At 73.1% G+C, this 11,536-nt stretch carries 9 protein-coding genes; 5 read left to right on the top strand and 4 right to left on the bottom strand.

What is annotated here, in order from left to right; all coding sequences use genetic code 11:
• The 3 genes from BZL64_RS08560 to BZL64_RS08550 all read right to left on the bottom strand — a co-directional run.
• Positions 1 to 831 (bottom strand): coenzyme F420-0:L-glutamate ligase (locus BZL64_RS08560; RefSeq protein ID WP_086767712.1); only part of this gene is annotated, 831 nt, incomplete at its 3' end.
• The gene (gene cofD / locus BZL64_RS08555) at positions 828 to 1,787 is read right to left on the bottom strand and encodes a 2-phospho-L-lactate transferase (protein WP_086767710.1); all 960 of its coding nucleotides are present in this window, start codon (positions 1,785 to 1,787) and stop codon (positions 828 to 830) included. The genes BZL64_RS08560 and cofD, both read right to left, overlap by 4 nt.
• A gap of 41 nt (positions 1,788 to 1,828) precedes the next feature.
• A complete protein-coding gene (locus tag BZL64_RS08550) occupies positions 1,829 to 2,323 on the bottom strand; it encodes a cysteine dioxygenase (protein WP_086767708.1) in 495 nt (164 codons plus the stop codon).
• Between the two features lie 716 nt (positions 2,324 to 3,039).
• Between BZL64_RS08550 and BZL64_RS08540 the strand changes: the two genes are divergently transcribed.
• The 3 genes from BZL64_RS08540 to BZL64_RS08530 all read left to right on the top strand — a co-directional run bounded on the left by BZL64_RS08540 (position 3,040) and on the right by BZL64_RS08530 (position 8,723).
• Entirely contained in the window at positions 3,040 to 3,309 is a 270-nt protein-coding gene (locus BZL64_RS08540; RefSeq protein ID WP_020128551.1) for a WhiB family transcriptional regulator, read from the top strand.
• Between the two features lie 168 nt (positions 3,310 to 3,477).
• Positions 3,478 to 7,158: a glycosyltransferase family 2 protein gene (locus tag BZL64_RS08535; RefSeq protein ID WP_086767706.1), complete on the top strand. Its 3,681-nt coding sequence runs from the start codon at positions 3,478 to 3,480 to the stop codon at positions 7,156 to 7,158.
• Positions 7,155 to 8,723 (top strand): DUF5719 family protein, encoded by a 1,569-nt coding sequence (locus BZL64_RS08530; RefSeq protein WP_086767704.1) that lies wholly within the window; start codon positions 7,155 to 7,157, stop codon positions 8,721 to 8,723. Before BZL64_RS08535 ends, BZL64_RS08530 begins: the two co-directional genes overlap by 4 nt.
• A 24-nt stretch (positions 8,724 to 8,747) precedes the next feature.
• Here the strand turns inward: BZL64_RS08530 and BZL64_RS08525 are convergent, their stop codons facing one another.
• On the bottom strand, positions 8,748 to 9,197 hold the full coding sequence (locus BZL64_RS08525) for a metallopeptidase family protein (protein WP_086767702.1): 450 nt from the start codon (positions 9,195 to 9,197) through the stop codon (positions 8,748 to 8,750).
• 306 nt (positions 9,198 to 9,503) lie between these two features.
• Between BZL64_RS08525 and BZL64_RS08520 the strand changes: the two genes are divergently transcribed.
• Both BZL64_RS08520 and BZL64_RS08515 read left to right on the top strand, forming a co-directional pair.
• The gene (locus BZL64_RS08520; protein WP_086767700.1) at positions 9,504 to 9,926 is read left to right on the top strand and encodes a DUF3499 domain-containing protein; all 423 of its coding nucleotides are present in this window, start codon (positions 9,504 to 9,506) and stop codon (positions 9,924 to 9,926) included.
• A 209-nt stretch (positions 9,927 to 10,135) separates the two neighbouring features.
• A complete protein-coding gene (locus BZL64_RS08515) occupies positions 10,136 to 11,500 on the top strand; it encodes a phosphomannomutase/phosphoglucomutase (RefSeq protein ID WP_086767698.1) in 1,365 nt (454 codons plus the stop codon).
• Positions 11,501 to 11,536 lie beyond the last annotated feature (36 nt).

Here is an 11,536-nt window from a genome sequence, read left to right as displayed (position 1 = left end):
GCCGGTCGATCCGGGCGCGGTGCGGCGGGCGGTGGCCGCGGCCGTGACCGCGCCCGGATCGACCGGCTCGTCGGTGAACGACCGGACGGTCCGCCGCTGGGTGACCGCCAGCCGTACCGCCTCGGACGTCCCCAGCCGGAACATGTCGTCGCGCGCCCCGCGCACCATCGCGCGGGCACCCTCCCCGTCGCCCTCGGCCACGACCTGGGGCAGACCCCGCACCACCGCCACGGGCAGCCCGGAGGTCTTGCCCTTCACCAGGTCGCCCGCGGCTGCCAGCTCGTCCGCCGTCGCGACGACGGTGGCACTGAGCGGATTGCCGTGCGTGTCCGTGCCGCCCCGCAGGTCGTCCAGCACGCGTACGCCCGCGGCGCCGATGGCCACATCGGTGAGTCCCGCGCGCCAGGGCCGCCCGAAGGTGTCGGTCACGAGGACCCCGACGTCCACGCCGAGGCTGTCGCGCAGCCCGGAACGGATCGCGCGCGCGGAGGCATCCGGGTCCTCGGGCAGCAGCAGCACGGTCCCCGACGCGGTGTTGGAGGCGTCGACGCCGGCAGCGGCCATGACCAGGCCCTGCCGGTTCTCGACGATCCGCAGCGCGCCGCGCCGGGCCACCACGCGGACGGTCTCCGCGTCGATCGCGTCCTCCCGGTCGTCCGCCCGGACGACGCGGCCCTCCGCCTTGGACACGATCTTCGAGGTCACCAGCAGGACGTCCCCGTCGGCGAGTCCCGGCTCGGCGGCGGCGATCAGCTTGGCGAGGTCGTCCCCGGCCCGCACCTCGGGCAGCCCGTCCAGGGCCCAGACCCGGTAACCGGTCTCCGTGCTCACGCGGCGCGCACCTCCTCGGCCAGCGCCAGCGCCTCGCGGGCCATCCGCGCGCTCGCGTCGACGTCCGTCATCATCAGCGGGACCGCCCGGCAGCGGATCCCGGCGGCCTCCACCCGCTCCACGCAGCCGGCGTCGACGGTGTCCACGAGCCAGCCGTCCAGCAGCCCCGAGCCGTAGTGCTCGGCGACCGCCGCGGCCGTCGACTCCACGCCGACCGCCGCGAGCACCTTGTCGGCCATCCCGCGCACGGGCGCGTCACCGACGATGGGGGAGAGGCCCACCACCGGTACCCCGGCCTCCGCGATCGCCTCCCGGATGCCGGGCACGGCGAGGATCGTGCCGATGGACACGACCGGGTTCGACGGCGGGAAGAGGACGACGTCCGCCTCCGCGATCGCCTCCAGCACCCCGGGCGCGGGCTTGGCCTGCTCGGCGCCGACGGGCACGATCGCCTCGGCCGGCACGGAGGCCCGCAGCCGCACCCAGTACTCCTGGAAGTGGACGGCCTTGCGCTCGCCGTCCACCTCGACGGCGACATGCGTCTCGACCCGGTCGTCACTCATCGGGATCAGCCGGACGCCCGGCTTCCACCGGTCGCACAGCGCCTCGGTGACCGCGCTGAGCGGATACCCGGCACCGATCATCTGCGTCCGCACGATGTGCGTCGCGAAGTCCCGGTCGCCCAGCCCGAACCACTCCGGCCCCACGCCGTACGCCGCGAGCTCCTCCTTGAGATGGAACGTCTCGTCGGTCCGCCCCCAGCCCTGCTCCTCGTTGATGCCGCCGCCGAGCGTGTACATCACCGTGTCGAGGTCCGGGCAGACCTTCAGCCCGAAGAGGTGGATGTCGTCCCCGGTGTTGCCGATGACCGTGATGTCCGCGTCCGGCGCGGCCCGCTTCAGACCACGCAGGAACCGGGCACCACCGATGCCGCCTGCCAGAACCACAATGCGCATGCGCCAAGTCTTGCAGGCGGGTACGACAGCCCGTCACACGGTCAGACGCGGACGGCACGCCCCTGGCAGTGCGGCGCCGTGTGCATCGGCATCTCGGTCAGGCCCGGGAAGTACACGTGCAGGCTGACGGCCGGCTCCAGCGCGTCGTTGACGACCTCGTGCGCGTACCCCGGGGCGAACACGTGCTGCGCGCCCGGCGTCAACGCGCGCGTGCCGCGCGCGGTGCGCTCGGTCAGCGTGCCCTCCAGGAGGGTCAGCACACCGGAGGAGCGGCCGTGGTCGTGGAGCCCGCTGCCCTGTCCGGGCAGCCAGGACAGCAGCCACACCTCGTAGCCGGGGCCCGTGCGCAGCCGGTGGTACCAGCGGGTGGTCGCGTCGAACCGGACGAGGTGCTCCCACCGGGAGCGGTCGGCGGCGACGGAACGGGCCAGGCCGGCGAACTCGGCGACGGTGGCCGGGTGCTCGCGGGGGGCCTGGAGGAGGTGGAGGACTTCGAGGATGTCGCCGGCGATCTGCAGGTCGCTGTCGCTGTTCATGGGATGCGGTGTTCCTCGGCGGAAGAAGAGGTGGGGGGCTGTGTCACGTACCGTCCGCCCGGATCACGGGCGGGAGGGGCGCCCTGGTGCGGGCGGGGAAACAGGCAGCCGAGTCGCGGTCGGACTCAGGAGCAGCCGGAGCGGAGAGGAAGGCTCAACAGCTGGAACAGCGACAACAGCTACAGCGAGCGCGGGCAGCACCGTGGGACCCGGCGGTGCGGGTCGAGGTGAGTGCCAAGTTCGCGAGCATGCCCACAAGGACAGCGGTTCACACCCGCGGTGTCAACTCGGTGGCCGCCGTGCGAGACGGGTTCACCTCATCAGGTTCATCTGTGAGGCGAAAGGTTTGTCCATGCCCCCACCGGGACACATGGCGCACAAGCCGGGCGCGCAAACCCGTCGCGATCCCGTGATCCACATGTGATCCGGTTCGCTTCCGGGCGCGTGTCGGAACGAGATCGCTTCCCAGGTCGTCTTTCCCCGCACAGGCGCTGTGTGGGGCGGGGGTCCTCCGGGGCCTTATCTGCTTGTCAAGGTTTAGGCCGATTTGAACACTTACTGCACGACCTTGGTTCCGCAGAGTGAATAAGGGGCCCAATAGCAGATCTCGGCTTGACTCGCCCGGAGCCGCACACTTGTAATTTCACTCGTGTCGTTCAGCCGACATCGGTAACGGCCACGTCACGGGGACGCGAAAGACAGAGCGAGGGGCGCACATGACCGAGCTGGTGCAGCAACTGCTGGTCGACGTCGACGACGCGGACGAGGAACTCGGCTGGCAGGAGCGCGCACTGTGCGCCCAGACCGACCCCGAGTCCTTCTTCCCCGAGAAGGGCGGCTCCACCCGAGAGGCCAAGAAGGTCTGCCTCGCGTGCGAGGTCCGCTCCGAATGCCTCGAGTACGCCCTCGCCAACGACGAGAGATTCGGCATCTGGGGCGGCCTGTCCGAGCGGGAGCGCCGCCGGCTCAAGAAGGCGGCCGTGTGAGGACGGCCTCGCCCGAGGCTTCGAACGGCCCGTCGCACGTGGGTTATCCACAGGCGGCGGGCCGTCGTCGTGCCCAGCCGATAGTGTGGGCGCTCGTCCGAGACACCCCGCCGCCCCCACGCGGCGCAGGCGTCCACCGCAGTCCACCGAACCGGGGCCCGTACCTCGATGTCCGTGCACCAAACGGCAGGTCAACGCGACGCTGCCACTCCTGAGTTCCCGCGCCACGTGGTGACCGCGGTCCTCGTCTCCCATGACGGTGCCCGCTGGCTGCCCGACGCGCTCGCCGCCCTGCTCGGCCAGGAGCGTCCCGTCCAGTCCGTCATGGCCGCCGACACCGGCAGCGCGGACGACTCGGCCCAGCTGGTCACCGACGCCCTCGGCGCCGACCGCGTCCTGCACCTCGCCCGGCGCACCGGCTTCGGCCAGGCCGTCGAGGAGGCCAACCGCACCGCCCCGCTCCTCACCCCCGACGAGCTGCCGTACCTGAAGCGCCCGAGCGGCTGGGACCCCGTCACACGCGCCTGGCGCGACGACGCCTACGACCTGCCCGACCTTCCGCACGGCGAACCCGTCCAGTGGCTGTGGCTCCTGCACGACGACTGCGCGCCCGAGCCCGAGGCCCTCGCCGAACTGCTGCGCGTGGTGGACAACGAAGCCCAGCTCGGGCGGGACGACGTCGCCGTCGTCGGACCCAAGCTCCGCGGCTGGTACGACCGCCGCCAGCTCCTCGAGGTCGGCGTCACCATCGCCCACTCCGGCCGCCGCTGGACCGGCCTGGACCGCCGTGAACAGGACCAGGGCCAGCACGACCACGTGCGCTCCGTCCTCGCCGTGTCCACCGCAGGCATGCTCGTCCGCCGCGACGTCTTCGACGCACTCGGCGGCTTCGACCGACGCCTGCCCCTCATGCGTGACGACATCGACCTGTGCTGGCGGGCGCACGCCGCCGGCCACCGCGTCCTCGTCGCCCCCGACGCCGTCGTCCGGCACGCCGAGGCCGCCTCCCGCGAGCGGCGCGCCGTCGACTGCGCGGGCCGCACCACGGCCTCGCCCCACAAGGTCGACAAGGCCGGCGCCGTCTACACCCTCCTCGTCAACAGCCGTACGGCCCTGCTGCCCTGGATCCTCTTCCGGCTGGTCGTCGGCACCCTCCTGCGGACCGTCGCCAACCTCGTCGGCAAGGTCCCCGGACAGGCCCTCGACGAGATCCGCGGCCTGCTGGGCACCCTGCTGCGGCCCGAGCGGATCATCGCCGGCCGCCGCCGGCGCGGCGGCTCCCGGATCGACAAGGACGAACTGCGCCCGCTGTTCCCGCCACCCGGCGCGACCGTGCGGGCCACCGTCGAACACGTCGCCGGAGACCTCTTCGGAGCCACCGACACCGAGACCACGACCGGAGCCGGCCGGCACGGCGGCGCCGTCGAGTCCGGCCCCGGCGGCGACGACGCCGACTTCCTCGAGATCGAACAGTTCGCCCGCCTCAAGCGCATCGCCCGCAAACCGGGCCCGGTGCTCTTCCTGGTGCTGCTGCTCGTCTCCCTGGTCGCCTGCCGCAACCTCGTGGGCGGCGGCGCCCTCGCCGGAGGGGCCCTGCTGCCCGCCCCGGCCGACGCCTCCGACCTGTGGTCGCGCTACCTGGACGCCTGGCACCCGGTCGGCGCCGGCGGCACCCCGTCCGCCCCGCCGTACCTCGCGGTCGTCGCCCTGTTCGCCTCCCTGCTGTTCGGCTCGACCGGCCTCGCCGTCACCGTCCTGCTGGTCTGCTCGGTGCCACTGGCGGGCCTCACCGCCTACTTCGCCTCCCGCCCGCTCATCGGATCGAGCCTCCTGCGCGCGTGGGGCGCCGTCGTCTACGCCTTCCTGCCCGCCGCCACCGGCGCCCTCGCGGGCGGCCGCATCGGCACCGCCGTCCTGGCGATCCTGCTGCCGCTCATCGCCCGCGCCGCCGTCGCCGCCGCAGGCTTCGCCAACTCCTCCGGCACGCGGGGCAGCTGGCGCGCCACCTGGGCGTACGCCCTCCTGCTGACGATCACCACAGCCTTCACGCCGATCGTGTGGCCCATCGCGCTGATCCTCGGGCTCGCCGTCCTCGCCGTGCGCCGCACCGACCTCCCCGCCCACGGCCTGCGCTTCCTGGTCCAGCTCGGCACCCCCCTGCTGATCCTCGCGCCCTGGTCCCTGTCGCTGCTCCCGCTCGGCTTCTTCACCGAGGCCGGCCTGGAGTACGGCCCCTCGGCGGCCTCCGCGACCGACCTGCTCGGCATCAGCCCCGGCGGCCCCGGCACGGTCAGCGCACTGATGCTCATCGGCGTCGTCCTGGCCGCCCTCGCCGCCCTGCTGCGCACGGAACGCCAGGGGGGAATCCGGACGGCCTGGGCGGTCGCCCTGGTCGGCCTCGTCCTCGCCGTCCTGTCCAACAGCTCCGCCTGGGCCGGCCCCGCCACCCTCGTCTACGGCATCGGCCTCCTCGCCGCCGCCCTCATGGGCGCCGACGGCGCACGCACGCGTGTCGCCGAGCAGAGCTTCGGCTGGCGCCAGCCGGTCGCCGCCCTCATCGCCTTCGCCTCGGCCGCCGGCCCCCTCCTCGTCGCCGCGGGCTGGATGCTCGGCGGCGCCGACGGCCCCCTGGAGCGCCGCGACCCCGTGCAGGTGCCCGCCTTCGTCGCCGAGGAGAGCAACACCCGCGACCAGGCCCGCACCCTCGTCCTGGACAGCGACTCCGCCGCCCACGTCGGCTACATGCTGGTCCGCGGCTCCGGCGCCCGCATGGGCGACGCCGAACTCGCCGCGGCCGACGGGCAGAACGGCACGCTCGGCAAGGTCGTCGCCAACCTGGTCGCCGGCTCCGGCGCCGACCAGGCCGACCAGCTCGGCAAGTTCGCCGTGCGCTACGTCCTCGTCCACAAGGGCGCGCCCCGCGAAGTCACCCGTGTCCTGGACGCCACGCCCGGCCTGTCCCGGCTGAGCCAGCAGGACGGCAGCGCCCTGTGGCGGGTGGACCAGGAGGTCTCCCGCGCGGCGATCGTCACCGCCGACGGCAAGGGCACCCCGACCCCGGTCGCCGCCGGCCCCGTCGACCTCCACACCACGGTCCCCGAGGGAGCCGACGGCCGGATCCTGCGCCTGGCCGACGCCGTCGCCGACGGCTGGACCGCCACCCTCGACGGCAAGCCGCTCACCCGCACGACCGTCGACGGCTGGGCCCAGGGCTTCGAACTCCCCGCCTCCGGCGGCAGGCTGGACGTCACCTACGACGACCCGTTCGGCCACACCGCCTGGCTGTGGACGCAGGGCTTCCTCGCCCTCGTTCTGGTCGTCCTCGCCCTGCCCGGCCGCCGCCGCGACGTCGACGACGACCTCCCCGAGGAGCAGCCCGTCCCGGACGGGTCCCTCGAAGGCGAGGGCCGCCGCGCCCGCCGCCTCCGAGCCCAGGCCGAGTCCGAGGCCGAGTCGGAGGGCCCCGGTCAGGACGAGGGCGCCGTCATGGCCCCGCCGCGGCCGGAGACCCCGGCCGCCGTACCGCAGCAGCCGTCCTACGCCGACTGGGAGGCACCGGTCCACCAGCCCGCCCCGTACGGCGCCTACGGTGACGAGCAGTACCAGGGCACCCCGCAGCAGTACCCCGCGGGCGGCTACGACCAGGCCCAGACCTACGACCCCTACCAGGCCGGCCAGTACGACCCGTACGCCTACGAGGCCCGCCCCGAGGCCACCGCCGCCTACGACCAGGCGTACCAGCAGGGTTACGACCCGTCGGCGTACCAGCAGGGCTACGACCCCGCGTACGACCCGGCGCAGGACCCCCACGGCACCGGCAGTGAGCGCCCCGACGGGAGCCAGCAGTGAACCGCACCACCCTGTCCCTGATCGCCGGCACGGTCGCCCTGGCCGCCATCACCGGCTTCGCCTCCCTCAGCGAGCCGGACGCGTCCGGCACGGACACCGCCGAGGCGGCGGCCGTCCTGCCCGTGGAGCGCAGCGGCCTCCTCTGCCCGGCGCCCAGCGCCTCCGACCTCGCCGAGACGACGTACACGTCGTTCACGCCCGTCACCAAGGGCGCGGGGAGCGACGGCTCGGCCCAACTCCAGGCCGCACCCCGCGAGTCCACGGACACGCCGGACGCGGATGGTTCGGACACGGACAAGGCGGACACGGACAAGGCCGACACCGACAAGGCCGACACGGACAAGGCGGACGACGACAAGAAGACCGCCGCCAAGCCCGTCCTGGCCCCCAAGGCGCCCGGCACACCCGTCACCGGCGAGACCTCCGGCGCCGACGGACCCGCCCTCGTGGGCACCGCCGAGGGCGGCTTCGCCCCCGGCTGGACGGTCCAGCAGACCACCCAGGTCACCGCCGGCAACGGCCGCGGCCTGCTCGGCGTCACCTGCACCGCCCCCGACACGGAGTTCTGGTTCCCGGGCGTCAGCACGGCGGCCGACCGCACCGACTACGTCCACCTCACCAACCCCGACGACTCCGCGGCCGTCGCCGACATCGAGCTGTACGGCAAGGACGGCGCCGTCGCGACCACGGTCGGCGAGGGCCTGACGATCCCGGCGCACTCCACCGAGCCGATCCTGCTGTCCACCCTCACCGGCGAGAAGCAGGACGACCTGACCGTCCATGTGAACGTCCGCAGCGGCCGCGTCGGCGCCGCGGTACAGGCCCTGGACGACAAGCTCGGCGGCGACTGGCTGGCCGCGTCCACCGACCCGGCGGGCACCCTGGTCGTCCCCGGCATCCCCAAGGACGCCACCGCGGTCCGCCTGGTCGTCTTCGCGCCCGGCGACACCGACGCCGACCTCAAGGTCCAACTCGCCGCCCCCACCGGCCTGATCACCCCCGCCGGCCAGGAGACGCTGCACGTCAAGGGAGGCATGACGACCGCGGTCGACCTCGGTGACGTCACCCGCGGGGAGGCCGGCTCACTGGTCCTGACGCCCACCGACGGATCGGCGCCGGTCGTCGCGGCCGTACGCGTCGTGCGCGGCAAGGGCGACAAGCAGGAGTCGGCGTTCATCCCCGCCACCGCCCAGGTCGGCGCGCGCGCGTCCGTCGCGGGCAACGGCGCCAAGGACACCACGCTCTCCCTGACCGCACCCACGGGCACCGCCAAGGTCAAGGTCACCGCGTCGGCGGGCACCGGGGGAGGCACGGCGGCCTCCCAGACGTACACGATCAAGCAGGGCACCACCCAGGACGTCCGGCTCCCGGTCCCGGCGGGCCTCAAGGGCACCTACGCCCTGACCGTGGAGAACCTCACGGCCGGCACCCTCGTGTACGCCTCCCGGACCCTGACGGCGACGGACGGCGGCATTCCCGGCTTCACGGTCCAGACACTGCCGGACGACCGGGGCACGGTGGCCGTCCCGGAGGCGGACGAGGACCTGAGAGTGCTGCAGAAGTAGGCGGCGGGGGAGGGCCGGGCGCGCTCAGTCCTCCCCGTAGCGCGGATCCACCGTCTCTGGAGTCAGCCCCAGCAGCTCCGCCACCTGTTCCACGACGATCTCGTGCACCAGCGCGGCCCGCTCGTCACGCCCCTTGGTGCGGATCTCCACGGGCCGCCGGTACACGACCACCCGCGCGCGGTGCCCGTCCCGCGCCGCCATCGTGCCGCCGAGCGGAACCGCCTCGTCGTTCCACGGCTCCCCGGCCCCGCCCAGCCGCGGCACCTCCAGCACCAGGAAGTCCATGTCGGCGAGCTGCGGCCACCGCCGCTCCAGCCGGTCCACGGAGTCCTGCACCAGGTCCGCGAACACCTCGGCGCGGCTCGCGGCCAGCGGTACCTGAGGGGGCGCGATCGGCCCGCGCATGCCCCGTCCGTGGCGATCACGACGACGAGGGCCGGGGGCTGCGGCACGGGGCGGTACGGGGCTGTCCATCACTACTGAAGCGTAGTCCCCGCCGCCACCGGCCGCCCTGCTCCACGCGGCGGCCCGGACACCGCCCGGCCGCTCCGCTCCGCCTGTCGCCGGCATGTCGCAGGATGACCATTCCGGCCAAGGTCCGGCTCGATTCCGTATCTCTACGAGACCGCCGAACTCATGGCAAATGATGGTGTTTGTGCGCATCGATGACCGGACCTGGTCACCCTCCTCACCCCCAGGACTGGTGTTCGCGCAGGTCAGCGGGGTATGACTGGAGTGGCCTGTGGGGCGTTTCACAACACGACACGGTGGAGTGACCTGGTGGAGAGTCGTCGCGGCCCGCTCAAGAGTGCGGTACCGTCCAACGTCGTGAGCCCTGTACGTCGCTGTTCGCGCACCGCCTGCGGCCGACCCGCCGTCGCGACGCTGACGTACGTCTACGCCGATTCGACCGCCGTCCTCGGCCCGCTCGCCACCTACGCCGAACCCCACTGCTACGACCTCTGCGCGGAGCACTCCGAGCGCCTCACCGCCCCGCGCGGCTGGGAAGTCGTCCGGCTCCTCGACGGTTCGGCCCCCGCCCGGCCCAGCGGCGACGACCTGGAAGCGCTGGCCAACGCCGTCCGCGAGGCGGCCCGCCCCCAGGGACGCACGGCCGGAGCCGGCGGCGCGAGCCGCGGGGCGGACCCGATGGAGGTGGCCCGCCGCGGCCACCTGCGGGTCCTGCGCTCACCCGACAACTGACCCGCCCGGTCCTCCCGTTCGCCCGCCGCGTGGTCCGGCTGCGCCGCCACGACGGCCGCAACCGGACCCGATGCTCCCGGCAATGCCACTCTGACCTGAGGTCACGTCGCACGTTACGTCTCTGGGTCGGACTCGACGGACCCACGACGGCCTGTCAGTCGCGCCGGGTAGTTTGTGGTGACTGACAGGACTTTCAGGAAGGTTTGGCCGTGGCTGCTGATCTGTCTCAGATCGTGAAGGCTTACGACGTACGCGGGGTGGTCCCGGATCAGTGGGACGAGTCGCTGGCCGAGCTGTTCGGGGCCGCCTTCGCCCAGGTGACCGCCGCCGAGGCGATCGTCGTCGGCCACGACATGCGCCCCTCGTCCCCCGGTCTGTCCGGCGCCTTCGCCCGCGGCGCCGCCGCCCGCGGCGTACACGTCACCGAGATCGGCCTGTGCTCCACGGACCAGCTCTACTACGCCTCGGGCGCGCTGAACCTGCCCGGCGCGATGTTCACCGCCTCGCACAACCCGGCCCAGTACAACGGCATCAAGTTGTGCCGCGCGGGCGCCGCCCCGGTGGGCCAGGACACCGGCCTCACCCAGATCCGCGAACTGGTGGAGACCTGGTCGGAGTCGACCGGCCCCGAGCCCGCCGCACAGCCCGGAACGATCACACGGGCGGACACGTTGAACGACTACGCGGCCTACCTCCGCTCCCTCGTCGACGTGACCTCCATCCGCCCCCTGAAAGTCGTCGTGGACGCGGGCAACGGCATGGGCGGACACACCGTCCCCACCGTCTTCGACGGCCTGCCCCTGACCGTCGTCCCCATGTACTTCGAGCTGGACGGCACCTTCCCCAACCACGAGGCCAACCCCCTCGACCCCGCCAACCTCGTCGACCTCCAGAAGCGGGTCCGCGAGGAGGGCGCCGACCTCGGCATCGCCTTCGACGGCGACGCCGACCGCTGCTTCGTGATCGACGAACAGGGCGACCCGGTCTCCCCGTCCGCGGTCACCGCCCTCGTGGCCGCCCGCGAACTCGCCCGCCACGACGGCAAGGGCACGGTGATCCACAACCTGATCACCTCCTGGACCGTCCCCGAGGTCGTCAGGGAGAACGGCGGCAGCCCCGTCCGCACCCGCGTCGGCCACTCCTTCATCAAGGCCGAAATGGCCCGCACCGGCGCGATCTTCGGCGGCGAACACTCCGCCCACTACTACTTCAAGGACTTCTGGAACGCCGACACCGGCATGCTGGCAGCCCTCCACGTCCTCGCGTCCCTCGGCGGCCAGGACACCCCCCTCTCCGCCCTCGTCGCCCAGTACGACCGCTACGCGGGCTCCGGCGAGATCAACTCCACGGTCGACGACCAGACGGCCAGCATCGCGATGATCAAGTCCACCTACGGGCCCCGCCCCGACACCACCCTCGACGAACTGGACGGCCTCACCGTCACCACCCCCGACTGGTGGTTCAACGTCCGCCCGTCCAACACCGAACCCCTCCTCCGCCTCAACGCGGAAGCCCGGGACGAGGCGACGATGAGAAGGATCAGGGACGAGGTACTGGCGCTGATCAGGGGCTGAGAAGGGCGACAGACCCCCACCCGGCCACCCCCGCGT

This window comes from Streptomyces bobili, assembly GCF_002154575.1.
Classification (GTDB): Bacteria; Actinomycetota; Actinomycetes; order Streptomycetales; family Streptomycetaceae; genus Streptomyces; species Streptomyces bobili.
The sequence above is the reverse complement of the archived record's forward strand: the minus strand, read 5'-3'. Positions and strand labels throughout refer to the sequence as shown.

Excerpts from the sequence above, each read along its gene's own strand:
- cofD (WP_086767710.1), bottom strand. The coding sequence starts at position 1,787 with ATGCGCATTGTGGTTCTGGCAGGCGGCATCGGTGGTGCCCGGTTCCTG.
- BZL64_RS08550 (WP_086767708.1), bottom strand. The coding sequence starts at position 2,323 with ATGAACAGCGACAGCGACCTGCAGATCGCCGGCGACATCCTCGAAGTC.
- BZL64_RS08540 (WP_020128551.1), top strand. The coding sequence starts at position 3,040 with ATGACCGAGCTGGTGCAGCAACTGCTGGTCGACGTCGACGACGCGGAC.
- BZL64_RS08535 (WP_086767706.1), top strand. The coding sequence starts at position 3,478 with ATGTCCGTGCACCAAACGGCAGGTCAACGCGACGCTGCCACTCCTGAG.
- BZL64_RS08525 (WP_086767702.1), bottom strand. The coding sequence starts at position 9,197 with ATGGACAGCCCCGTACCGCCCCGTGCCGCAGCCCCCGGCCCTCGTCGT.